Raw genomic sequence first — 24,045 nt, forward strand, 5'->3', positions numbered from 1 at the left:
GTTACGCCTTCGGCTAACCCACCCTACAAATCCTGGAGTCCGCATGGACCAGTCGATCGGCGCCAAGGAGCAGCCCCGCTACATCAAGCTCAACGCGCGCGACAATGTCGCGATCGTGGTGAATGATTTCGGCCTGCCCGCCGGCTCGCGCTTCGCCTGCGGCCTGACCTTGCGCACCTTCGTGCCGCAGGGCCACAAGACCGCGCTGGAAGACATCGCCGAGGGCGCGCCGATCATCCGCTACGGCGAAGTGATCGGATATGCGCTATCGCCGATTCTGGCCGGCGAATGGGTCGACGAGGCGCGCATCCGCATGCCCGAGGCGCCGCCGCTCGATCAGCTCGAGATCGCAACCGCCGTACCCCCTGCGCTGCCGCCGCTTGAAGGCTTCACCTTCGAGGGCTTTCGCAATCCCGACGGCTCGGTCGGAACCAAGAACATCCTCGGCATCTCGTCCTCGGTGCAATGCGTCAAGGGCACGATGGAATATGCGGTGAAGCGCATTCGCGCCGAGCTGCTGCCGAAATATCCCAATGTCGACGACGTGGTGCCGCTGACCCATGCCTATGGCTGCGGCGTCGCGATCACGGCACCTGACGCCGTGGTGCCGATCCGTACCCTGCAGAACCTCGCGCTCAATCCGAATTTCGGCGGCGAGATTTTGGTCGTCGGCCTCGGCTGCGAGAAGCTGGCGCCGGAACGGCTGGTGCCGGAAGGCGTCGATAATGCCATCGTGCGGATGCAGGACGAGGCGTTCGACGGCTTTGGCGCGATCGTCGAGGCCATCATGACCCAGGCCGAGGCGCGGCTGAAGGTGCTCAACACCCGCAAGCGCGAGACGTGTCCGGCCTCCGATCTCGTGATCGGCCTGCAATGCGGCGGCAGCGATGCGTTCTCCGGCGTCACCGCCAATCCCGCGGTCGGCTTCGCCGCCGACCTGCTGGTGCAGTCGGGCGCGACCGTGATGTTCTCGGAAGTGACCGAGGTGCGCGATGCGATCCAGCTTCTCACCCGCCGCGCCGTCAACGAGGATGTCGGCCGCGCGCTGATCCGCGAAATGGCGTGGTACGACGCCTATCTCGCCCGCGGCGGCGCCGACCGCAGCGCCAACACCACGCCGGGCAACAAGAAGGGCGGGCTTGCCAACATCGTCGAGAAATCCCTCGGCTCGATCGTCAAGTCGGGATCCGGCCCGATCACCGGCGTGCTGGCGCCCGGCGAGAAGGCGCGGCAGAAGGGCATGCTGTTCGCGGCGACGCCGGCCAGCGATTTCATCTGCGGCACGCTGCAGCTCGCCTCCGGCATGACCTTGCAGGTGTTCACCACCGGCCGCGGCACGCCCTACGGCCTTGCCGCCGCCCCCGTGATCAAGGTCGCGACCCGCAGCGAGCTGGCGCGGCGCTGGAAGGATCTGATCGATTTCGACGCCGGCTGCATCGCAACCGGCGAGCAGACCATCGAGGAAACCGGCTGGGACCTGTTCCACCTGATCCTCGACGTCGCCAGCGGCAGGACGAAGCCGTGGTCGGACCGCTGGGGCATTCATAACGATCTCACGCTGTTCAACCCGGCGCCGGTGACTTAACCCCCGATCGTCATTCCGGGGCTCGCGAAGCGAGAACCCGGAATCCATTCATCCACCTGCTCTGCGGTTCGATGGATTCCGAGTTCGACGCTGACGTGTCGCCCCGGAATGACGAGCTTTGACAATCCGCTCAAAACCGCTCCAGCCCGCGCACTTCCTTCACGGCGATCTTGATCAGCGGCTTGACCGCCTGCTGCTCGCGGCCGAGCACCACGCCCGACGCAAAGGCACGGGCGCGCTCCTTCTGATGCGGCGCCTTCAGCGCGGCATCGACCGCAAGCTTGCGATGCGCCGCGAAATCGTTGAGCGAGCCGAGCGCGTCCTGGACGCGCTTCAGGTGCTTTGACAGCCGCGCAAGCCGCTTCCGCTCGCGCTTGCCCGGGAACAGGCTTTCAAAGAAATCGACCGCATATCTGATCTTCTTGGCTCGGATCCGGACCTTGTGCCGCTCCTCGGCCGACAGGCGGTCGAGACGCCGGCCATCCCTGCGCAGCTTCCTGATCCGGCGATGCAGCACCGCGGCAGCGAACGCGTCGATCGGGCCGCCCTCATCGTCCGCTGCGACTGTCTGCTTCGATTCGATCCATTGCAGCGTGTCGATCAGCAAGGAGCGGTACCGCGACGAGCTCACCGCCTTCTTCGCACGCGCAAAGGCGCGATCACGGCGCCCGGAAAATTCCCGCCTGATCGCGCTGCCGCCACGCCGCAGCAGCGCATCGTGCGAGGCCGGCTCGATGTCCTCCCTGACGAACACATCAAGTTCACGCGCGGGCGCAAGCTCGCTGGTCAGCCACTTCAGCTCGCCCTTGATCTCTTCGGTGCTCGGCCCGGTCAATATCTTCGAGAACAGCGAGATCGCCGCACGCAGCCGGCGCAGGCCGACCCGCATCTGGCGAATGCCTTCAGCCTCGCCTTCGCGAACCGCATCGGCATTTGCCGAAAAGTGCCGGAACGCCGACCGCGCGATCACCCGAAACGCATTGCCGGCCGTCAGCCCGCGGCCCAGCACGATGCTTTCGGCCGAGACGGCGAGATGATCCGCCTCGCCGCCAAGCTCGTATCCGTGCTCGGATTTCGAGCGCATGTCGAGCTCGGCGCCGGCCTTGCGTTCCAGTGCCCTCGCAACCCGAAACAGGTCGAGCAGCCGCCCGCTCTTCAGCTCAAGCTCGATCTCCTGAATCGGGTGCGAACGCTGTCCGGCCGTGGTATGGCCGCGATCGATGGCAAGCTCGATCGCGCTCCGCTTGGTGCGCAGCGGCACGGTGATGCGCCGCACCGATGTCTCGAAGATGGGCTTCAGCTTGTCGCGCAGCTTCCGGGATACCAGCGCATCGAGCGGCGTGCCCTCAGCCTTGCCGAGATCGGGCCCATCGCCGTCGAGCTCCCTCTCCCATTCGCCGCGGCCGAACTGCGCGCATTCGGCTGCCTTGATGGTCTGGACGCGCGTGTCGCCGTCCTGCCGCACCCGAAGCGTGATACCATGCCGCTTCAGCTTGTGCTTCGTGGTGTCGAAATAGGTCGAGACCAGCTCGCGCGCGGATGGCTCATGACTCCTGACGCCGGCAATCCGCGGCTTCGCCAGCATCTTCAGCTTGCTCGCGGCAACGCGGAACTTGAGTTCCGTCTCAATCGCCATGGTCCCTCCGCGGCGTTCATACTGCTCGATCCGACAACGCTGGCGGCACGTTCAGGGCGCAATCACGAAGCGGCCGGGGCAAATTGTCCGCAGGCGCAATCGTGGAACTCGGTGAACGCGCGTTCACCACTGTGGCGAAATGATCACGTTCCGCGCGTTGAATAGCCTGAAATGATCTCCCACGTCCTCATTAACAAGGAGGACGTTCCATGAAGCAGTCGCAGCATTTTCTCGACAATGCGGAGAACTGCGCCCAACTCGCCGAGCACGCATCCGACGAGCCGACCTGCAATCGCTACAAGCGGATGGAAGCAGCCTGGCGCGCGCTGGCGCGGGAGCAGGACTGGCTCGACGGCGAGAGCTCGCCGTCGGAACACGCGGCCTGAGACTTCAAGGGCGGCCCGAGCCGACGCTGAGATGCGTTCCGGGCCGCCTCTTACTCCGCGGTCCGCTGCCGCTGCCAGCGCAGCAGATAGGCCTGCAGCCGCCAGATGATCGCCGACAGCACGACGCCCACCAGCATCAGCACGACCACCGCGACCATCATGCCGGAGGCCTCGCCGCGCGCCTCCGACTCGATGATGAGCCGGCCAATGCCGCGCTCGGCGCCGATGAACTCGCCGACGATCACCCCGATCAGCGCGAACGAGATCGCAGGCGTCAGCGAGGCGAACACCCAGGCCATGGTCGAGGGGATCACCACCGTGCGGGTGATCTGCCACTCGCTGGCGCCAAGCAGCCGCGCGGCGTTGGTAAAGCCCTCGTCGATCGAGCGGGCGCCTTCAAAGGTGTTGAAGAATACCAGGAACACGACCACGATCCAGGAGGTCACGATCTTCGACATGTCGCCGATCCCGAACGCCAGCACGATGATCGGCGCCAGCGCGATGCGCGGGATCGAATTCACCGCGGTGATGAACGGCTGAAAGATCGCGCTCAGGCGATCGGAGCGCCCCAGGATCAGCCCGGCGATGAAGCCGGAGACCACACCGGTGACGAAGCCGAAGAAAGTGTTTTTCAGCGTGATCGCCGTTGCCGCCCACAGATTGTTCTCGTTGCGCGCCAGGCATTTTGCAAAATCGCCGTTGAACCAGCCGTTGAAGACGCCGAGCTTCGAGGTCAGACAACTCTGGATCAAAAAATTGTCCCAGATCATCGACGGCTTGGAGATGAAGTACGGATCGAGCAGATCCGGCACCAGCCACGGCAATCTCGCGTGCAGATCGTGGCCCCATTGCCAGACCGACAGCACGATGGCGCAGATCAGGACCTGCCAACCCACCGTGTTCAGCGTGCTGTATCGCTTCATGCGCTGCGGCCCTTGACGAATTCCTCGCCGAGCGAATGCCAGATGTGCTGGAACAGCTCGGCATAGCGCGGCGTCTCGCGCACCTTCACCGCGTCGCGCGGCCGCGCGAAATCGACCGTAAACATGTCCTTGATGCGGCCCGGCCGTGCCGAGAACAGGATGATGCGGTCGGCGAGCGTCAGCGCCTCGCCGAGATCGTGGGTGACGAACAGCACGGTCTGCTGCTCGCGCTCCCAGATCCGCAACAGCACCTCATGCATATCGATCTTGGTGTGGGTGTCGAGCGCGCCGAACGGCTCGTCCATCAGGAGGATCTGCGGCTCGACGATCAGCGTGCGCATCAGCGCCGCGCGCTGCCGCATGCCGCCGGAGAGTGCCGACGGATAGGCGTTCTCGAATCCCTTGAGGCCGGCTTGCGCAACGCATTCGGCGATGCGCGCCTTGCGCTCCTGCGCCGGCACGCCCGACAGCTCGAGCCCGTAGCCGATGTTGTCACCGACGGTGCGCCAGGGAAACAGCGTGTCGCGCTGGAACACATAGCCGACATCCGATGTCGCCTTGCCCGGGATGACGCGCTTGCCGTCGATCAGGATTTCGCCACCGGTGGGGCGGATCAGCGAGGCGATCATGTTGAGCACGGTGCTCTTGCCGGAGCCCGACGGCCCGAGCAGCGCGACGAACTCGCCGCGGCGGACGTCGAACGTCACGTCGCGCACCGCCTCGATCGTGGTCTTGGCGAGCTGGAACGACTTGCTCAGCCCCTTGACCTCGACGCGGCGATCAGCCTGCGAGCGTGGCGCTAACCTTTCGCTTGTCTCCAGCGCGCTCAACCCGGATAGGCCTTTCGTGCTGCCTCGATCAGGGTCGAATTGATCACGTCCGCGATCTTCAGCGGCTTGATGCCGGTCATCTCGCGGAACCAGACTTTTTCACCGCGCGCGAAGCTCGCAGCGTCGACCCTGCCGTCATAATCCGCGACCTTCTGGATCGAGGCGATCTCGAGCATGTTGGATTCACGCGACGTGCTGCCGACATATGGCTCGATCGCGTCGTAGACCTCGTCCGCCTTGTGCGCCTTGATCCACTGCGCCGCGCGCCATAGCGCGGTGACATAGGCCTGCATCTTGGCCGGGTCCTTGTCGATCGTCGCCTGCAACGTGAAATGCCCGGTGACCGGGACCTTGCCGCCGATATGCTTGTTCCAGATCGCCTCGTCGGTGCCGTCGAACAGCAATTCGCCCCAACCGTTTTTCTGCGCGTCGGTCAACAGCGACAGCGAAGAGACGAGGATGTCGACCTGCTTCGACTTCAAGGAGCCCAGCATGGTGTCGACATTGCCGGTACCGATCCAAGTCACCTTGTCGTCGAGTCCCATGGTTTCCATGTAGTAGGACGACCAGACATGGTTGGTACCGCCGAGCGAGGACACCGAGACGATCGGCTTGCGGCCGTCGGGCCGCTTCCACTGTGTAAAAGCCTCCAGCGAGTTGATGCCCTGGTCCTTCAGGTCCTTGCGGATGATGAACATCACCGAGTTCGATCTGGTATCCACCGGCAACAGCACGCGCGCCGCGCGGCCATGATTGGTCAGCTGCATCGGATGGGTGACGTCGCCGATCCCGATGTCGCCCTGCGACGAGGCGATGATCTCGCGGGTCTTCACCCCGCTGCCGCCCTGCAGCAGCTTGCAATCGAGCCCGGCCTCCTTGAAGTAGCCGATGCGGTCGGCGATGAATTGCGTTTGGTAGACCGGCACCGCGACCGGATAGATCGCGCGGCCGCTCATCGCCTGCGCCCCGGCCCGCCGGGTGGCAAGTGCCGCGCCACTCGCCGCGATCACCGTCAGCGCCGAGCGTCTCGAGATATTGGCCATCAAGCGTTCTCCTTCGCTGACACCTTGTCCAGCGCGCGCAGCACCGCGTCGCCCATCTCGACGGTGGAGAGTTTTTTCGCGCCCGCCTCGGCGATGTCGGCAGTCCGCGCGCCGGAGGCGAGCGCGGTCTGCACCGCCTGCTCCAGCAGGTCGGCGTCCTCCGGACGGTTAAGCGTCAGCCGCAGCAGCATCGCGACGCTGAGGATCGAGCCGAGCGGATTGGCGATGCCCTTGCCGGCGATGTCGGGCGCGCTGCCATGCACCGGCTCGTACAGCGCCTTGCGGCGGCCGTAGCGATCGACCGGGCCGAGCGAGGCCGACGGCAGCATGCCGAGCGAGCCCGAGGCCATCGCCGCGCAGTCGGACAGGATGTCGCCAAAAATGTTGCCCGTCACCATCACGTCGAATTGCCGCGGCTCGCGCACGATCTGCATCGCGGCGTTGTCGACATAGAGATGGGTGAGCTCGACGTCCGAGAACTCTTCCTTATGCAGCGCGATCATTTCCTCGCGCCAGACCACGCTGGTCTCCAGCACGTTGGCCTTGTCGACCGAGCAGACCTTGCCCCGGCGGGTCCGCGCCAGCTCGAAGGCGGCGCGCGCCACCCGGCGGATCTGGTTGGTGGTGTATTGCTCGGTGTTGAAGCCGCGGCGCTGGCCGTCGGGCAGCGTCTCGATGCCGCGCGGTTCGCCGAAATAGATACCGCTGGTCAACTCGCGAATGATGACGAAATCGACGCCGTCGAGCACTTCAGCCTTCAGCGGCGCAGAGGCCGACAATGACGGGCTCGCTACGATCGGCCTTAAGTTGGCGTAGAGATCGTATTTGCTGCGCAGGCCGAGGAGGCTGCCGGCCTTGCGTGCCGCCGCCGGCACCTCGGTGGTTTCAGGACCGCCGGTCGCGCCCCACAGGATCGCGTCGGCCTCATCCATCGCCTCGGCAGTGTCCTCCGGCAGCACCTTGCCGGTCTTGAGGTACGGGATCAGGCCATATTCGGCGTCGCGCAGCGTCATCGGCACGCCGCGGTTGGCGGCGAACCATTCGAGCACACGGCGCGACTGCGTGGTGACTTCGGGACCGATGCCCTCGCCGCCGACCACGGCGACCTTGATCATGTTGGATTGCGTGCTCATGCGGATATCCTTGTCGAGTGAATCCAGGGGCGCGCCGCGCGGTCGGCGGCCTGGAAGGCGTGGATTTCGTCATCGCGCTGCAATGTCAGCGCGACCTCGTCGAGACCCTTCAGCAGCCCTTCGCGCCGCCGCGGATCGATCTCGAAGGAATGCCGTGCGCCCGAGGGCGAGACGATGGTCTGCGCCTCCAGATCGATCGAGACCTTACCGGCGCCCTGCGTCGCCTCGATGTCGGCGGCAAGCTGATCGACCACCGCCTTGTCGACGATGATGGGCAGGATGCCGTTCTGGAAACAGTTGGCGAAGAAGATGTCGCCGAAGCCGGAGCCGATGATGGCGCGGATGCCGCGCTCCTGCAGCGACCACACCGCACCTTCGCGCGACGAGCCGCAGCCGAAATTCGGCCCGGTGACCAGGATCTCCGCCTCCCGATACGGCTCGCGGTTGAGGATGAAGTCCGGGTTCTCCGAGCCGTCAGGCAGATAGCGCAGCGAGCCGAACGCCCATTTGCCGAGCGTGCCGCGGATCGAATTGCCGACCAGCCGCTCGATGCGGATGATCACGTCGGTATCGATGTTGGCGCGCATGATCGGCGCGGCCGTTGCGGTCAGCTTGTCGAACGGTTTTGGCATTTTCAGCGCCCCATCATCCTGACGTCGGCGATCGCACCGGCAATGGCCGAGGCTGCGGCGCTCGCCGGGCTTGCCAGATGCGTCCGCGCCCGCGGCCCCTGCCGGCCGACGAAGTTGCGGTTCGAGGTCGAGACCGAGCGCTGCCCGGGCGCCACCACCTCGCCATTGGCGGCGAGGCACATCGAGCAGCCCGGCTCGCGCCATTCGAAGCCGGCCTCGACGAAGATCTTGTCGAGCCCTTCGGCGACCGCTTCGCGCTTGACGTTCTCGGAACCCGGCACCACCCAGGCGCGGACGCCGGCCGCAACCTTGCGGCCGCGCGCCACCTCGGCCGCCGCGCGCAGATCGCTGAGCCGGCTGTTGGTGCAGGAGCCGATGAACACCCAGTCGACCGGCGTGCCCGCAATCGGCGCGCCGCCCTTAAGACCCATATATTCCAGCGCGGTCTCGATCGCGGCGCGGCGCGCGGGATCGTCGACCGCCTTCGGATCGGGAATTTTGCCGTCGACGCCGATGACATGCTCGGGGCTGGTGCCCCAGGTCACCTGCGGAATGATTTTTGTGACGTCGATCGTGACCTCGCGGTCGAACACGGCGTCGGGATCGCTCGGCAGTTCGCGCCAGGCCTTGACCGCGAGCTCCCACATCTCTCCTGTCGGCGCATAAGGGCGACCGCGCAAATATTCAAAGGTCTTCTCGTCGGGCGCGACCATGCCCATCTTGGCGCCGAGCTCGATCGAGAGGTTGCAGATCGTGAGCCGGCCCTCGATTGACAGCTCGCGGATCGCACTGCCGGCATATTCGACGGCATAGCCGGTGCCGCCGGCGGCGCCGATATGGCCGATCAGCGCCAGGATCATGTCCTTGGCGGTGACGCCGAGCGGCAATTTGCCCTCAAACCGCGCGCGCAGCGTTTTGGGCCGGCGCTGGATCAGCGCCTGCGTTGCCAGCACATGGGCGAGCTCGCTCGATCCGATGCCGAAGGCGAGTGCGCCGAGGCCGCCATGGGTGCAGGTGTGGCTATCGCCGCAGACGATGGTTGCGCCCGGCAGGCTCAGGCCAAGCTCCGGCCCGATGACATGGACGATGCCCTGGCCGGGCTGGTCGACGTCGAACAATGTGATGCCGCTCTCGGAGGTCTCGACCCGGAGCGCGGCCAGCAATTCCAGTCCGATCTTGCTGGTTCCGGCGCGCCCGGGCGCAGTGGAGATCGCATGATCCGGCGTCGCAAAGGTCAGCTCGGGATTGTGGACCTTGAGCCCCCGGCTCTTGAGGTCGAGCAGGCCGCGCGAGCCGCCGAGATCGTGCAGCAGATGGCGGTCGATATGAAGGAGGTCCGTGTCCTCGTTCAACCGGGCAATGACATGCTGGTCCCAGATCTTCTCGAACAGGCTTCGTCCGGGCATCCGCCTTCCCCTGCGCTCTGCGTTTCCATGCGGTTTGATCTAATTGACGCCAATCTGTGCCAAAGTTGCCCTGAAGTGAAGCCGTTTCGCCCTAACATCACATATGTGATAGAGGTGCGGCAATTGCCCCGCGGAGACAGGCATGCCGAACTCGAACAAGACGACCATCGTCAAATCGGCGATGCGGACTTTTGCGGTTCTGGAGTTCTTTCGGGAAACAAAGCGGGCTGCGTCCGTGACTGAAATTTCTGCCGCGCTGGAGATGCCCCAATCGAGCACTTCGGTGTTGCTGAGCAGTCTCGTTGCATTGCACTACCTTGAATACGACCGACTGACCCGGCGTTTCCTACCTAGCTATCGGGTAAACCTGCTTGGTGATTGGATCCGTCGTTCTCCGTTCCGCGATACCAAGCTCACCGACCTGATGGAGGAACTCTGGAGGGCGACTGGCGGCGAAACCGTTATGCTTGGACATCAGGCGGGCGCCGCGGGGATGCAGTATCTTCACGTTGTACCCAGCACCTCGCGGCTTCAGTACACTGCTCAAGCTGGTCAAATACGACCGATGGTTCGTACCGCCCTCGGACACGTGCTGCTGAGCCAAATGCCGAACGCAACCGTGCGCGGCATTATCCGTCGCAATAACGCCGAAGAGCCGGATCAATCGGTGCGCGTTCGAGAATCGGTCTTTCTCGAAGAGGTCGAGCGCATCCGCCGACGCGGGTTTTCCGAGTCAGGCGGCCGCACGACGCCGGGTGCAAACACGATAGGCATGCTTGTTCCGCTGCCGAAGAGACGCGCTCCGCTCGCTATCGGCATCGGCGGACCAATCGAACGAATCGCGGCAAAGCGCGAGCTCATCATTGAAGTCATGCAGCGTCGGCTGGAAAAACTGACCGATGAAACCGGGCGAAGATACTCTCGGAAATGACGTCTCAGGACGCTGAATGCATCGTGCGGATGCCGGCGACGGATGTCGCAACATCCTGAGTGTCGTCCCTGCTCCCGTGCGCAATTGCGCACCAGACGACAGTGCGTAGCCCGGATGGAGCGTAGCGCAATCCGGGGCCGGTCTCCGCGGAAGGACCTACCCGGATTTCGCTGCGCTGCATCCGGGCTACAGGCTAAAGGTCTGTCTTCTCCTTCCTCCTGAAAGTAGGGCTATCGCATATGGCAATTCCCGAGTCCCTTCCGATACTTGGCTTGGCGTGGCACGAGCGAGCCCCGAACGAGCAAGGGAATCGGATGGAGAACAAATCGGAATCGGACAGCGAATGGCGAACAGGCCCGCTCGGCCCGCACCTCGCAGAACTATCGATTCCACGCGGGTTTCTTTCATATGCGATAGCCCTACCCCTGAAAGGGGGAAGGTCGGGATGGGGGTCAGCCGCAGACGACGCTGCTCGTGGAGAGCGCAGATCCCCACCCGCTTTGCTCTTACGAGCAAAGCGACCTCCCCTTTTCAAGGAGAGGTTGGACCCGCACGAGATCGGGACTCTCACGACGCCAGCGCCTCCTCCGGCATCACGGCCGGCAGATGCTGGCTCTCGGCGACGGCGCGGTTGGTGATGCGGCCGCGATGGACGTTGAGGCCGGCGCGCAGATGCGGGTCCTCGACCAGCGCGCGCAAGCCCTTCGCTGCCAGCGCCAGGCCGAACGGCAGCGTGGCGTGGTTGAGCGCGTGGCTCGACGTCACCGGCACCGCGCCCGGCATGTTGGCGACGCAGTAATGCACGATGTCGTCGACCAGATAGGTCGGCGCCTGATGCGTGGTCGGCTTCGAGGTCTCGAAGCAGCCGCCCTGGTCGATCGCGACATCGACCAGCACCGCGCGGCGCTTCATGCTGGACAGCTGCGCGCGCGAGACGAGTTTTGGTGCGCTGGCGCCGGGCACCAGCACCGCGCCGATCACGACGTCGGCGGCGATGATCTCCTGCTCGATCGCCTCCAGCGTGGCGAAGCGGGTGCGGACGCGCCCGGCGAAGAGATCGTCGAGCAGGCGCAGCCGCGGCAATGAGCGGTCAAGGATGGTGACGTCGCTGCCGAGCCCGGCCGCCATCCGCGCCGCATGGGTGCCGACCACGCCGCCGCCGATGATCGCAACCCTGGCTGGCGGAACGCCGGGCACGCCGCCGAGCAGCTTGCCCATGCCGTCGGCGGATTTGCGCAGCGCCGCGCCCGCGGCCTCGATCGCAAGCCGGCCGGCGACCTCGCTCATCGGCGCCAGCAGCGGCAGCCCGCCATGCGCGTCGGTGACCGTCTCATAGGCGACTGCGGTGCAGCCGGAGGCGAGCAGGCCTTTGGTCTGCGGCACATCGGGCGCGAGATGCAGATAGGTGAAGAGGATCTGGCCTTCACGCAAGCGCGTCCATTCCGACGGCTGCGGCTCCTTCACCTTCACGATCATGTCGGCCGTGGCAAACACCTCGTCGGCGGTGTCGGCGACGCTGGCGCCGGCCTGCCGGTAGACATCATCGCCAGCACCGATGCCCTCACCGGCGCCGCGCTGGACCACGACCTCATGCCCATGCGCGACATATTCGCGGACCGACGCCGGCGTCAGTCCGACACGATACTCTTCGATCTTGATCTCCTTGGGCACGCCGATGCGCATGGTCCGCTCCTTGCAAGATTCGCTTCTGCCTACATCGAGGCTATTCCCCGTCACACGGCGTTTCTCAGCGAAATCCGGCTTGATCACAGCTGAATACGCTCATATCCTTCGCGCTCGACGGCATTCTTAGAGGAAAGCTGCGTGGACGGTCTCGACCGTATCGATCTCCGAATCCTGGCCGAGCTGGTGTCCGACGCCCGCGCCAGCCAGATCGAGCTTGCGGAGAAGGTCGGGCTGTCGCCGACCGCCTGCGCGCGGCGCATCCGTCATCTCGAGGAGACCGGCGTCATCAGAGGGTACCGCGTCGACCTCGAACCATCAGCGCTTGGTCTCGTGACCACAGTCGTCGTCACCATCACGCTGGAGAAGCAGAGCGAGGATTATCTGGCGGCGTTCGAGGCCGCGATCGCGCGCTGCCCCGACGTCGTCTCCTGCCACCTGATGTCCGGCAGCGACGATTATCATCTGCAGGTCATCGCGCGCGACATCGCCGACTTCGAGCGCATCCACAAGCAGCATCTGTCACGCATGCCCGGCGTCGCCCGCATCCATTCAAGCTTCGCGATGCGTGAGGTGGTCCGGCGGACCATCCCCGAAACCGCGCTGCGCGGCTGAGGCGAGGCAGCGCGTCACACTCCGTCGTCATTCCGGGCGCGCGACCTTTTTCGGACGCGGCCGTGAGTCAGGACGCTGGTTGTCGCCCCCACTCCACACGCATTTTTTAGTCGTGATTCCCTATCCTTTATGACAGAATTGCTACATATCAATGTCGGTTCGGTAACACGCGGAGTGGTGAATTGAGCATGAAGCGTCAGGCACGGCCGGTTTCGCTGGCCTGGTCCAATCCGGTGGTCAGGTGGTGGGGCCTGCTGACGCTGGTCAGCGCCGCCAACATCGCGGTCTGGTTTGTGCTGTACCGCCAGTTCCACGAGCAGAGCAGCGGCAGCCTGGGCAACTCGTCCGGCATCGGCCTGATGCTGCTGCTGTGCGCGGCCTATGTGTTCGGCTGCGCCTTCCGCTCGATCCTGCCGCGCGCCGATGTGCAGCGCATCTGCCTGTTCGACACCTGGCTGTCGAGCGTCGCGGTCGGCCGCACGGTCGCCACCGTCGCCGAGGTCTGCTTCGCCGCGCAATGGGCGATCGTGCTGCATCAGCTCGGCACCATGACCGGCGCCGAGACCACGGTGAACATCGCATGGATCATCGTGCCGCTGATCCTGATCGCGGAAGCCTTCTCCTGGTATGCGGTGCTGACCACACACTATCTCGGCAACGCGATCGAGAATTCGATCTGGGCCGTCGTGTTCTTCCTGGTCGGCATCGCTTTGTGCCGGCTGCTGCCGGAGTTTCACGGCCCGGTGCGCTGGACCTTCATCATCGCGATCGTCGGCATCACCGGTTACCTCGCCTTCCTGATGACGGTCGACGTGCCGATGTATCTGAACCGCTGGCGCGCCGAGCTCGCCGCCGGCGGCACGCTGCTGCACCCGCTCGAAGGCCTGCGCGACGTCAGCACACGCTGGGTCGTCACCCACGACATCGCCGAATGGCGCGAGGAAATCGCCTGGATGTCGCTGTATTTCAGCATGGCGGTGTGGTCGAGCCTTGCGCTCTGCGTCGGCTATTCGCTCGAGGACCAGCTGCCGCGCTACCGCACCGAGCCGGCAATCGTCAGCACGACGCCGGCCGTCGTAAGCGCAACGCCAGCGGCGCATCACACTGCGACCATCGGGCCGGCGGCGCCGTCGCAGAATTGATCGAATGAACGCCGGGCGCGGCTTGTGGCCCGGCGCGCTTTCGGAGTAAAGGCGGGGCCGTCCCCGCTCATCCGCCGGCGCCGTTCATGCCTCGTATCACCATCATCGAAACCGGCCTCGTCAACGCCCAGTTCCGCGAGCGCCACGGCAGCTATCCGCAGATGTTCGCGCGAATGGTCGCCGCCGCCGATGGGTCGATCGCCTGCGACACAGTCAGCATTCCCAATGGCGAGCGACTTCCGGACCCCGCGGCACTGGATGCGATCCTGATCACGGGATCACCGGCCGGCGTCTATGACGAATTCGACTGGATCGCGCCGCTCGAGGCTTTCGTGCGCTCGGCCCATGACCGGCGTACACCGATGGTCGGCGTCTGCTTCGGCCATCAGCTGATCGCGCAGGCGCTCGGCGGCACGGTGCGCAAGTCCGACAAGGGCTGGGGCATGGGACGCCACATCTACCAACTGGTGCAGGACAACGGCCTGATCGCGGGCGAGGAGATCGCGGTCGCCTGCTCGCATCAGGACCAGGTGATCACGCCGCCCGCCTCGGCGCGCACCATCATGTCGTCCGATTTCACGCCGCATGCCGGACTGCTTTACGATGGCGGCACCACGCTGTCGGTGCAGCCGCATCCGGAATTTTCCATCGACTATGCCGACGCGCTGTGCGACCTGCACCGCGGCCGCGCGCCCGACGCGCTGGTCGTTTCAGCCAAGGCCTCGCTCGCCGAACCGCTCGATCACGCCAAACTCGGCGGCGTGATCACGCGTTTCCTGACCCGTCCGCGCGGCTGATCAGCGGCCGGCGGCGGCAACCTCCGCCGCAAGCGGCGGCCCGCTGCGCGACGCCGCCTGCAGCGCGTATTCGACGAACCGCCGCGGCAGCAGCGAGGCGCTGGAGCGCATCGCCACCAGCATCCGGCTCTCGGCGTCAGGCGTATCCAGCGTCCTGGCGACGACATTCATGACGCCGGCCTGCTGATAGCAGGACGGCAGCACCGAAATCCCGATTCCCGCCGCGACCAGGCTGAGCACGGTGCGCAGCTCATGCGCCTCCTGCGCGATGCGCGGTGCAAAGCCGGCGCGCCGGCACAGCATCGCGGCCTGATCGCCGACGCCGCAGCCGCTCTCGGCCATGCCGACGAATTCGTAGTCGGCGAGATCGGCCATCTGCAGTTTGCCCGGCGCGGCGGCGAGCGGATGATCCAGCGGCAGAAACGCCATCAGCCGGTCGCGCCAGACCACGTGCACCTGCAGGTCGGCCGCGGGCCGGAAGTCGAGCGGCGGCCGCATGATCGCAACATCGAGCTCGGCATCGGCCATCGCCTGCAGCTGCTTTGCGGTCGACATGTGCCTGAGCTCGATCTTCACCCGCGGATAGCTGGCGCGAAAGCTGCGGAACAGTTCGGCGAACATGTCGAGCATCGGCACCGAGTCGGTGAAGCCGACACGGACCACGCCGGCTTCGCCGCGCGCGGCCCGGCGCACCGTCTCCGACGCAAGATCGAGCTCGCCGACGGCGCGCCGCGCGTGCTCGAGCAGCAATTGGCCGGCCTGGGTGAGCTCGACGGCACGCCGCGTCCGCGACAATAGCTGGGTGCCGAGTTCCTCCTCCATCGCCTTGATCTGCGTGCTCAGCGGCGGCTGGCTGACATGCAACCGTTTTGCGGCGCGGCTGAAGCTCAGCTCCTCGGCGACGGCGATGAAGTAGCGAAGCTGCCGGTAATCCATCGCTTATTCCGTTTCCCTATAAGTGAGGGGTCAAAGCGGTATTTGACCTCACAGAACCGTTTCCCGATCTTGGCGCGATAATGCCGATGCTCCTAGGGAGCCCAAGGGGAAACGCGCGAAACTATGCATCACGACCGGGCGCCGGAGCGCCGCGCGCGCTGCCGGTCTGCCATGCGAATTCGCGGCGGAGACTGATCCTCCCCTTGGTCCGCCGGCGCCATCAATAACAAGAAGAGAGGAAATCATGGCCCAACCTGCCGTCAGCGACCTGGAGCGCCAGACCATCCGCCGCGTCTACTGGCGGCTGATCCCGATCCTGTTCGTGATGATGTTCTTCAACTATCTCGACCGCATCAATCTCGGCTATGCCGGGCTGACCATGAACCAGGATCTTGGCCTCAGCCCGGCGATCTTCGGCTTCGCGGCCAGCATCTTCTTCCTCGGCTACATGGTGCTGGAGGTGCCGAGCAATCTGATGCTGCATCTGCTCGGCGCACGGATCTGGCTCGCGCGCATCCTGATCACCTGGGGGCTGGTCGCGGCGCTGACCGCGTTCGTCTGGAATCCGCTCGGCCTCTATGTGATGCGATTCGGCCTCGGCGTCGCGGAAGCCGGCTTCATGCCGGGCGTCGTGCTCTATTTGACCTACTGGTTTCCCGCGCGCTACCGCGCCCGCGCGGTCGCCGGCTACATCATCGCCGGCTCGTTCTCGGCCGTGCTGGGCGGGCCGATCTCGACCAGCATCATGACCTGGTTCGACGGCGCCGGCGGCCTGCACGGCTGGCAGTGGATGTTCCTCGCCGAGGGCGTGCCGACCATTCTGCTCGGCCTGTTCACGCTCTATTATCTGACCGACCGCCCGGCCAAGGCGAGCTGGCTCACGAAAGAGCAAGCCGACTGGCTGGAAGGCGAGCTCGCCGCCGAGCGGGCCGAGATCGAGCAACAGGGGCGGCACAGGGTGATCGACTGCGTCCTCGATATCAGGGTCTGGCTGCTGGCTTTGCTGTTCGGCTGCGCGCTGGTCGGCATCTATGGCCTGTTGCTGTGGCTGCCGCAGATCATCAAGGGCATGGGCGAGCTCAGCAACATCCAGGTCGGCTTTCTCTCGGCGATCCCGCCGCTGCTCGGCGTCGTCGGCACCATCGTGGTCAGCCGCAGCTCGGACAAGACCGGCGACCGCAAGTTTCATCTTGCCGGCGTCTACCTATTGGCGGCGATCGCGATGCTCGGCAGCGCCTATGTGCACAGCCCGGTGCTGGCGTTCGTGTTCCTCTGCATCGTCGGCTTCAGCCTGAACGCCGGCAACCCGCTGTTCTGGAGCATCAACGCCTCGCTGCTGACCGGCGCCGCCGGTGCCGCCGCGATCGCGATGGTCAACACGCTGGCACAGTTCGGCGGGCTGATCGGGCCGTGGTGCATCGGCCTGATCAAGGATTCCACCGGCAGCTTCTCCTGGGCGCTGGTCGGGATCGCCGGCTTCCTGATCGTCGCCTCCGCCATCGCCGCCACCATGCGCATCAAACCGCGCGAGGCGGAGCTGACGCACGCGATCCCGTCATCCGCTACGCATTAGAAGAGAGAGTGCAATCATGATCATCGACTGCCACGGCCACTACACCACCGAGCCGCCAAAACTGCACGCGTTCCGCGACAAGCAGCTCGCCGGCCTCGCCGACAAGAGCCGTCGCCCGCTCACCACCAATCTCGGCATCAGCGACGACGAGATTCGCGACAGCGTGCAGGGCGCGCAGCTCAAGCTGCAGAAGGAGCGCGGCACCGACGTCACCATCTTCTCACCGCGCGCCGCCGGCATGGCGCACCATGTCGGCAAGGAAGCCACCAGCGTGGAATGGACCACGATCTGCAACGACATGGTGCACCGGGTCTGCACGCTGTTTCCGAACAATTTCGTGCCCGTCTGCCAGCTGCCGCAAAGCCCCGGCGTGCAGCCGAAGAACTGCATCGCCGAGCTGGAGCGCTGCGTCACCCAGCTCGGCTTCGTCGGCTGCAACCTCAATCCCGACCCCGCGGGCGGCTACTGGTGCGATCCGCCGCTGACCGACGAATGGTGGTTTCCGCTGTACGAGAAGATGGTCGAGCTCGACGTGCCGGCAATGGTCCACGTCTCCTCGTCCTGCAATCCCTGCTTCCACGGCACCGGCGCGCATTACCTGAACGGCGACACCACTGCCTTCATGCAGTTTCTGACCTCCGACCTGTTCAAGCGCTTCCCGACGCTCCGCTTCATCATCCCGCATGGCGGCGGCGCGGTGCCCTATCACTGGGGCCGCTACCGCGGCCTCGCGCAAGACATGAAGCTGCCGCCGCTGTCGGAGCATCTGTTGAAGAACGTGTACTTCGACACCTGCGTCTATCATCTGCCCGGCATAGAGCTGCTGACCCGGGTGATCCCGGTCGAGAACATCCTGTTCGCCTCCGAGATGGTCGGCGCGGTGCGCGGCATCGATCCCGAGACCGGCCATCACTTCGACGACACCCGCCGCTATATCGATGCCTTGCCGCTGAGCGCCGAGGACAAGGCCAAAATCTTCGAAGGCAACGCCCGCCGCGTCTATCCTCGCCTCAACGCCCATCTCGACCGCCGCGCGCATTGATGCCAATGCGTCACATTCTCACCCAGAGGCCGCGCACGAAAGCAGCCCCGTCATTGCGAGGAGCGATAGCGACGAAGCAATCCATGCCTCCGCATATGTTGCGTGATGGATTGCTTCGCTTCGCTCGCAATGACGGTGGTGAAGCTGCGGGTATGATGTTTACGTCATCCTGATCTCAAACCTCGGATCAAGCCAACTACAGACCCGGAGAAAACCGATGGCCATTGGATTTGCAATTCACAAGGCGAAACGAAAGGTGTCGCCCGATCTGGTCGCGCGCTACCGCACGCTGCCCGTCGCCAATGTCAGCGATGTGATGTCGCGGATCGCGGGCACCAACCGGCTGCGGCCGATGCATGGCGGCGGCTGGCTCGGCGGTCCGGCGCTGACGGTGAAGACCCGGCCGGGCGACAATCTGATGGTGCACAAGGCGATCGACCTGGCGCAACCGGGCGACGTCATCGTCGTCGACGCCGGCGGCGTGCTGGTCAACGCCATCATCGGCGAGATCATGTCGACGCTCGCCGAGAAGAACGGCGTCGCCGGTTTTGTCATCGACGGCTCGATCCGCGATGCCGGCGCGATCCGGGCCGGATCGTTCCCGGTGTTCGCCGCCGGCGTCGCGCATCGCGGCCCCTACAAGGACGGCCCCGGCGAGATCAATTGCGCCATCTCGATCGACGGCATGATCGTCGAGCCCGGCGACCTCATCGTCGCCGATGACGACGGCGTGCTGTGCGTGCCGTACGACCAGGCCGCGGAGATCTGCAAGCAGACCGAGGCCAAGAAGGCGAGCGAGGAAAAGGCGATCCAGCAGATCCTCGCCGGCACCCCCGATCGCCGCTGGGTCGACGAGACGCTGGCGCGGCTCGGCTGCGAGTACAAGGACTGATTCACGTCATGGCCGGGCTTGTCCCGCCATCCACGTCTTCCTGCCGAATGGAAACAAGACGTGGATGCCCGGGACATAGTCGAGCGGAAGCGACGCCGTCCTTCGGACGGCTATGCCCGGGCATGACGAACATATGCGATTTCAATCCGCGTGCAGCAGCCGGTAGACCGATTTGAAGCGGAACGACTGCTTGCCGGCCAGCGCAGTGGCTTCGAACTCGGCGGCCTCGTCGGTATAGGTGCCGGAAAATCCGATGCTGATGGTCTTGCGCGCCCAGGGATAGGTTGCGGAAATCGGCGAGTGCTCCCGGCTCGTCATCTCGCCTTTCCACTTGCCGTTCGCAGAGGTGTAGCTGCCGACGGTGTAGTAAAATCCGCCGCCGCCGCGCATCATGCCGTCGCGCAGCACCATGACGTGCCGGTTGTAGGCCTCCACGCCGTCCAGAAATCGCGTCTCGGCCAGGTAAAGTCCGTTTCTGATCATGATCCGATGCCGCGCAATCGCGAGCGTCGCGGCGCCCTGCTTGTCCCCGGAGCGGATACAAACTGCGCGTCCTGCCGGCACTTTACAAGCCCGCAGGCCCGCAAGGCACCTTCCACGCCTGCCCTGGAGCCAGTAATGATACCGGCCAGATCGTCCCGGACGGCGTCCCGCCCCGGTGACCTGCCAGCCAAAGGAGTGTCCCCATCATGAAACGCCGTACGTTCCTCACAGGCGGCGCCCTCGCCGGCGCAACCACGCTGGTTGCGGCGCCTGCGATCGCGCAGAGCATGCCCGAGATCAAATGGCGTTTGACGTCGAGCTTTCCAAAGTCGCTCGACACCATCTTCGGCACCGCGCAGACCTTTGCGAAATACGTCGCCGATGTCACCGACAACAAGTTTCAGATCCAAACCTTTGCGGCCGGCGAGCTCGTGCCCGGCCTGCAGGCGCTCGACGCGGTCAGCTCGGCGACCGTCGAGATGGCGCAGACGCCGCTGTATTTCTACATCGGCAAGGAGCCGGCGCTAGCCTATGCCACCGGCGTGCCGTTCGGCATGAACCATCGCCACCAGGAATCCTGGTGGGCGTTCGGCGGCGGCGCCGATCTCTGCAACGAGGCGCTGAAACCGTTCAAGGCGCATGCGATCCTTGCCGGCAACTCCGGCACCCAGATGGGCGGCTGGTTCCGCAAGGAGATCAAGACCGTCGACGACCTCAAGGGCCTCAAGTTTCGCATCGCCGGCATGGGCGGCCACGTGCTGGCGCGGCTCGGCATCGTGCCGCAGCAGATTGCGGGCGGCGAGGTCTACGCCGCGCTCGAGAAGGGATCGATCGATGCCGCCGAGTTCGTCGGCCCCTATGACGACGAGAAGCTCGGCTTCTACAAGGTGGCGAAGTACTACTACTTCCCCGGCTGGTGGGAAGGCGGCGCGATGCTGCACATGATCGTCAACGACGAGAAGTGGAATGGCTTGCCGAAGCAATACCAGGCGGTGCTGAACCAGGCTGGTGCGGCGGCAGGCGCCTGGATGCTGGAAAAATATGACAGCGTGAACCCGGCCGCGCTGAAGCGGCTGGTCGCCGGCGGGGCCGAGCTGCGCGCCTTCCCGCAGCCGGTGATGGAGGCCAGCTACCAGGCCACGCAGGACCATCTCAACGAGATCTCCGAGAAGAGCCCGCTGTTCAAGAAGACGCGCGAGAGCCACGACGCCTACATGAAAGAAGTGCTGTTCTACACCCAGATCGCGGAGAACTATTACGACAACTATTTGCTCAGCAAAATGCGCAAGACAGGCTGAGTTGAACCCGTGACCCGTAGCCCGGATGAAGCGCAGCGAAATCCGGGAACGGTGCGCCCGCGGATCCAGGCGTCTCGGATTGCGCGGAGCCGGTCACCGGCGCGTCCGCGCGACCGATTGGCTCCATCCGGACTACGAGATTCGATCCGGGCTCCAGGACTGCATGCAGGTATCATGGTGCAAACGCTTCCGCCCGTGGTTCCACGGGCCGGAACACCGTACTGATCCGGATTTCTGATAAACCAGGATGATCGTAATACGGTCCCTGCCGGCGCGACCGTAACTTGCGAAGCATTTTATACGATTGAGTTTTTAGAGGATCCATTTCAACCGGCAGAAAAGGACCGTCACGTCGACGGTCCTTTTTTCGTTTCAGCGATCCAATTCGCACCACGGGTTCCAGCCCGAGCTGCGCCCTGACAATCGCACAGCACCGTAATATCCTCCCACCATCCGATAGAATGAGGTGGCGCGGTGGAGGATATCGAGGCCTTTCTTGCCGTGATCGAGGCCGGCAGCCAGACCGCGGCGGCGCGCCGGCTCGGCCGCTCGCTGCAATCGGTCAATCGCTCGCTGATGACGCTGGAGCGCAGCGTCGGCGTCGAGCTGGTGCGGCGAACCACGCGTCAATCGTTTCCGACCGAAGCCGGGCTCGCGTTCTACCGGCGCGTCAAGCCGGCGCTTGCCGAGATCACCGAGGCGCGCCAGGAGGCGGCGAGCCAGCGCGGCGAACCGTCCGGCCTGCTGCGCATCGCCGCGCCGGTGCAGTTCGCCTCCGCCTTTGTCGTTCCCGTGATCGCGGACTTCATCGCGCGCTACCCGCTGATCAAGGCCGAGCTCAAGGCCTCGGACCGCGCCGTCGACGTGGTCGGCGACGGCTTTGACGTTGCCGTGCGGATCAGGGACTTGCCGGATTCGTCGCTGAAGGCGCGGCGGCTCGGCGAAATTCGCACCGTCGTCTATGGTGCGCCGGGCTACTTTGCCCGTTACGGACGGCCGGATCATCCCGATGCGCTCGCGCGTCATCGCTGTGTGCGGCGCATCAGCAGCGACGGCGAACCGGAGCTGTGGCGCTTTCAGATCGACGGCGAGCCGAAGGCGATTCGGGTCAACGGCTGCTTCGAGAGCGACAATTCGGCGGCGCTGTGCGCGGCGGCGCGTGACGGCCTCGGTCTCGGCTACGGACCGTTCTGGCAGATCCGCGATCTCTTCAACGAGGGCGCCGTCGAGATCGTGCTCGAGGAATTTGAAGCACCGCGCACGCCGATCCATGCGGTGTTTCCGCCGAGCGGCATGCCGGCGGCCAAGACGCGGCTGTTTGCCGACCAACTCGCCACCCGGCTGAAGCACGAGCGGCTTTGAGACGCCGGCGCGCGTCGCCCGCCATTCTCCCGATTTGCGAGAAGGTGCTTCCCGCCCCGCACCGATTGTCCGTCCCAAGGGCCAAACCCAATGTGCAGGTGAACGGCAACGAGACGTGCCGGCATCGTGCACTTGAGGAGAGCCCCATGACCACGAACAGGCGCGCCCTGCTCGGCGCAGGACTTTGCATGACCGCCGCATTCGCGTCCCGCGCCGGGCTCGGGGCGATGCCGGCGCAGACGCCAGTGCAGGTTCAAGGCTGCGAATGGCCGGCGGCGAGCGGCGAGCTGCGCCAGTATGCATGCGACTGGCTGCCGGTGGCCGGTGCGATCGGCGACGATGGCAACGATCGCGCCGCCGCCTCCCGCGATTTCGGCAACATCGTTCAAAGATGGCCGCGCGCCGTGGTCAAGCCGGCCTCCGCCGCCGACATCGGCGGCGTGCTCCGCGCCGCCGGCAAATCGAGGCAGAAGGTCGCGGCGCGCGGCCAGGGTCACTCGACCTATGGCCGCGCGATGGCCGAGGGCGGTGTCGTCATCGACATGAGCGGGCTCAACGCGATCCACCAGATCGGCGCTGATCACATCGTTGTCGACGCCGGCGCGACCTGGGAGCGCGTGCTCGAGGCGACGCTGGCGCATGGCCTCACCCCACCGGTGCTCACCAACTATCTCGGCCTCTCCGTCGGCGGCACCATCGCGGTCGGTGGGATCGGCGGCAGCACCTCGCGCCACGGCATGCAGACCGACCATGTTTTGGAGCTCGACATCGTGACGGCAAGCGGCGAGCCACTGACCTGCTCGCGGCAATCGAACGCAGATCTGTTCGACGCCGCGCGCGCCGGCCTCGCACAATGCGGCCTGATCACGCGCGCAACCATAAAACTGGTGCGCGCGCCGGAACGGGTGCGGCGCTATCAGCTGTTCTATCAGGACCTCGCCTCGCTGGCGGTGGATCAACGCCGCGCGCTGCAAGCCGATCGCTTCGATCAATTGCAGGGCGCCATTCTCCCCGACGGCAAGTCGGGCTGGCGATACCAGCTCGAAGGCGCCCTGTTCTACGACAAGGCCTCGCCTCCGGACGACAATACGGTGTTCGCCTCGCTGTCGGGCGACCGCGAGACCGCCGTCGTCACCGATCTGACCTATCGCGACGACGCGCTGGCCTTTGCCAAGCTGGAAGCGCTGCTGAGATCGAAGGGCCTGTGGTCCAATCCGCACCCCTGGCTGTTCACCTTCCTGCCCAACGTCACCGCCGAGCAGGTGGCCGATGAGATTCTCGGCCGCCTCTCCGGTGAGGACATCGGCCCGCTCGGACGCGTGACCTTTTATCCGCTGCGCACCCGCGTATCCGGCACCCCGCTGGTGCGGTGGCCCGACGGCGGCGTGGCGTTCTGCTGCAACATCGTCCACATGCCGGCATCGGCCGACCCGGCGCAGGTCGATCGGCTGCTGGCGAACAACCGCTTGATCTACGACCGGGTCGTTGATGCGGGCGGCGTCCTGTATCCGGTCAGTGCCTTTCCGATGACGCCGCAGGACTGGGAGCATCACTTCGGGCCCGCCTGGCCGAAGCTGCGCGAGGCCAGGCGGCGCTACGATCCGCTTGGCCTGCTGACCCCCGGCTACAATTTGTTCTGAGGCCGCCGGCACCGAATCGGCCGAAACGCCGCCCATTGCGGGCCCACGAGACGTGATCGGGAATTTTTCCCGATACC

22 protein-coding genes are annotated in these 24,045 nt (G+C 65.2%); 12 read left to right on the forward strand and 10 right to left on the reverse strand.

Going from position 1 to position 24,045, the window contains the following annotated elements:
* Nucleotides 1–43 precede the first annotated feature (43 nt).
* On the forward strand, nucleotides 44–1,585 hold the full coding sequence (garD, locus tag XH93_RS35230; RefSeq protein ID WP_194470995.1) for a galactarate dehydratase: 1,542 nt from the start codon (nucleotides 44–46) through the stop codon (nucleotides 1,583–1,585).
* 130 nt (nucleotides 1,586–1,715) lie between these two features.
* Here garD and XH93_RS35235 read toward each other — a convergent pair whose 3' ends face one another.
* Nucleotides 1,716–3,221, reverse strand: coding sequence for a CYTH and CHAD domain-containing protein (locus tag XH93_RS35235; RefSeq protein WP_194470996.1), 1,506 nt, complete (start codon nucleotides 3,219–3,221; stop codon nucleotides 1,716–1,718).
* 209 nt (nucleotides 3,222–3,430) lie between these two features.
* On the opposite strand from XH93_RS35235, the gene XH93_RS35240 reads away from it, so the two are divergent.
* A complete protein-coding gene (locus XH93_RS35240; RefSeq protein ID WP_172627116.1) occupies nucleotides 3,431–3,607 on the forward strand; it encodes a hypothetical protein in 177 nt (58 codons plus the stop codon).
* 50 nt (nucleotides 3,608–3,657) lie between these two features.
* Here XH93_RS35240 and XH93_RS35245 read toward each other — a convergent pair whose 3' ends face one another.
* From XH93_RS35245 to leuC, 6 genes are read right to left on the reverse strand one after another with little or no spacing between them, the layout of a single operon-like run.
* Nucleotides 3,658–4,530: an ABC transporter permease gene (locus XH93_RS35245; RefSeq protein ID WP_139486231.1), complete on the reverse strand. Its 873-nt coding sequence runs from the start codon at nucleotides 4,528–4,530 to the stop codon at nucleotides 3,658–3,660.
* Nucleotides 4,527–5,360 (reverse strand): ABC transporter ATP-binding protein, encoded by an 834-nt coding sequence (locus XH93_RS35250; RefSeq protein WP_194470997.1) that lies wholly within the window; start codon nucleotides 5,358–5,360, stop codon nucleotides 4,527–4,529. Before XH93_RS35250 ends, XH93_RS35245 begins: the two co-directional genes overlap by 4 nt.
* Nucleotides 5,357–6,403: an ABC transporter substrate-binding protein gene (locus XH93_RS35255; RefSeq protein WP_194470998.1), complete on the reverse strand. Its 1,047-nt coding sequence runs from the start codon at nucleotides 6,401–6,403 to the stop codon at nucleotides 5,357–5,359. The genes XH93_RS35250 and XH93_RS35255 overlap by 4 nt, the downstream gene beginning before the upstream one ends.
* Complete coding sequence (leuB, locus tag XH93_RS35260) at nucleotides 6,403–7,536, reverse strand: 3-isopropylmalate dehydrogenase (protein ID WP_194470999.1); 1,134 nt, start codon at nucleotides 7,534–7,536, stop codon at nucleotides 6,403–6,405. Before leuB ends, XH93_RS35255 begins: the two co-directional genes overlap by 1 nt.
* Nucleotides 7,533–8,168: a 3-isopropylmalate dehydratase small subunit gene (gene leuD, locus XH93_RS35265; protein WP_194471000.1), complete on the reverse strand. Its 636-nt coding sequence runs from the start codon at nucleotides 8,166–8,168 to the stop codon at nucleotides 7,533–7,535. The genes leuB and leuD overlap by 4 nt, the downstream gene beginning before the upstream one ends.
* Before the next feature lie 2 nt (nucleotides 8,169–8,170).
* Nucleotides 8,171–9,574, reverse strand: coding sequence for a 3-isopropylmalate dehydratase large subunit (gene leuC, locus XH93_RS35270; protein ID WP_194471001.1), 1,404 nt, complete (start codon nucleotides 9,572–9,574; stop codon nucleotides 8,171–8,173).
* Nucleotides 9,575–9,716: 142 nt separating this feature from the next.
* Between leuC and XH93_RS35275 the strand changes: the two genes are divergently transcribed.
* Nucleotides 9,717–10,505: an IclR family transcriptional regulator gene (locus XH93_RS35275; protein WP_194471002.1), complete on the forward strand. Its 789-nt coding sequence runs from the start codon at nucleotides 9,717–9,719 to the stop codon at nucleotides 10,503–10,505.
* Between the two features lie 567 nt (nucleotides 10,506–11,072).
* Here the strand turns inward: XH93_RS35275 and ald are convergent.
* The gene (gene ald / locus XH93_RS35280; RefSeq protein ID WP_194471003.1) at nucleotides 11,073–12,188 is read right to left on the reverse strand and encodes an alanine dehydrogenase; all 1,116 of its coding nucleotides are present in this window, start codon (nucleotides 12,186–12,188) and stop codon (nucleotides 11,073–11,075) included.
* 141 nt (nucleotides 12,189–12,329) lie between these two features.
* Between ald and XH93_RS35285 the strand changes: the two genes are divergently transcribed.
* From XH93_RS35285 to XH93_RS35295, 3 genes are all read left to right on the forward strand, one after another.
* Nucleotides 12,330–12,803 carry an Lrp/AsnC family transcriptional regulator gene (locus XH93_RS35285; protein WP_172627118.1) on the forward strand — a complete coding sequence of 158 codons (474 nt, stop codon included), beginning with the start codon at nucleotides 12,330–12,332 and terminating at the stop codon, nucleotides 12,801–12,803.
* A gap of 188 nt (nucleotides 12,804–12,991) precedes the next feature.
* Nucleotides 12,992–13,945, forward strand: a complete 954-nt coding sequence (locus XH93_RS35290; protein WP_194471004.1) for a hypothetical protein — start codon at nucleotides 12,992–12,994, stop codon at nucleotides 13,943–13,945.
* A gap of 86 nt (nucleotides 13,946–14,031) precedes the next feature.
* Complete coding sequence (locus XH93_RS35295) at nucleotides 14,032–14,742, forward strand: type 1 glutamine amidotransferase (protein WP_194471005.1); 711 nt, start codon at nucleotides 14,032–14,034, stop codon at nucleotides 14,740–14,742.
* Here the strand turns inward: XH93_RS35295 and XH93_RS35300 are convergent, their stop codons facing one another.
* Nucleotides 14,743–15,678 (reverse strand): LysR family transcriptional regulator, encoded by a 936-nt coding sequence (locus tag XH93_RS35300; RefSeq protein ID WP_194471006.1) that lies wholly within the window; start codon nucleotides 15,676–15,678, stop codon nucleotides 14,743–14,745. It lies immediately after the preceding gene.
* Between the two features lie 244 nt (nucleotides 15,679–15,922).
* On the opposite strand from XH93_RS35300, the gene XH93_RS35305 reads away from it, so the two are divergent.
* The 3 genes from XH93_RS35305 to XH93_RS35315 all read left to right on the forward strand — a co-directional run bounded on the left by XH93_RS35305 (nucleotide 15,923) and on the right by XH93_RS35315 (nucleotide 19,185).
* Nucleotides 15,923–17,251, forward strand: a complete 1,329-nt coding sequence (locus tag XH93_RS35305) for an MFS transporter (RefSeq protein ID WP_194471007.1) — start codon at nucleotides 15,923–15,925, stop codon at nucleotides 17,249–17,251.
* Between the two features lie 16 nt (nucleotides 17,252–17,267).
* Nucleotides 17,268–18,293: an amidohydrolase family protein gene (locus tag XH93_RS35310; RefSeq protein WP_139862615.1), complete on the forward strand. Its 1,026-nt coding sequence runs from the start codon at nucleotides 17,268–17,270 to the stop codon at nucleotides 18,291–18,293.
* Nucleotides 18,294–18,510: 217 nt separating this feature from the next.
* The gene (locus tag XH93_RS35315) at nucleotides 18,511–19,185 is read left to right on the forward strand and encodes an RraA family protein (RefSeq protein WP_194471008.1); all 675 of its coding nucleotides are present in this window, start codon (nucleotides 18,511–18,513) and stop codon (nucleotides 19,183–19,185) included.
* A gap of 141 nt (nucleotides 19,186–19,326) precedes the next feature.
* On the opposite strand, the gene XH93_RS35320 is transcribed toward XH93_RS35315, so the two are convergent.
* On the reverse strand, nucleotides 19,327–19,668 hold the full coding sequence (locus XH93_RS35320; RefSeq protein ID WP_229178799.1) for a hypothetical protein: 342 nt from the start codon (nucleotides 19,666–19,668) through the stop codon (nucleotides 19,327–19,329).
* A gap of 206 nt (nucleotides 19,669–19,874) precedes the next feature.
* Here XH93_RS35320 and XH93_RS35325 point away from each other — a divergent pair, with 206 nt between their 5' ends.
* The 3 genes from XH93_RS35325 (at nucleotide 19,875) to XH93_RS35335 (ending at nucleotide 23,968) form a co-directional block, all read left to right on the forward strand.
* Entirely contained in the window at nucleotides 19,875–20,966 is a 1,092-nt protein-coding gene (locus XH93_RS35325; RefSeq protein ID WP_139862613.1) for a TRAP transporter substrate-binding protein, read from the forward strand.
* Nucleotides 20,967–21,440: 474 nt separating this feature from the next.
* Nucleotides 21,441–22,328 carry a LysR family transcriptional regulator gene (locus XH93_RS35330; RefSeq protein ID WP_194471009.1) on the forward strand — a complete coding sequence of 296 codons (888 nt, stop codon included), beginning with the start codon at nucleotides 21,441–21,443 and terminating at the stop codon, nucleotides 22,326–22,328.
* Nucleotides 22,329–22,474: 146 nt separating this feature from the next.
* On the forward strand, nucleotides 22,475–23,968 hold the full coding sequence (locus tag XH93_RS35335; RefSeq protein WP_246799379.1) for an FAD-binding protein: 1,494 nt from the start codon (nucleotides 22,475–22,477) through the stop codon (nucleotides 23,966–23,968).
* Nucleotides 23,969–24,045 lie beyond the last annotated feature (77 nt).

Origin of the sequence: Bradyrhizobium sp. CCBAU 51753 (assembly GCF_015291565.1) — a bacterium.
Taxonomy (GTDB): Bacteria; Pseudomonadota; Alphaproteobacteria; order Rhizobiales; family Xanthobacteraceae; genus Bradyrhizobium; species Bradyrhizobium ivorense.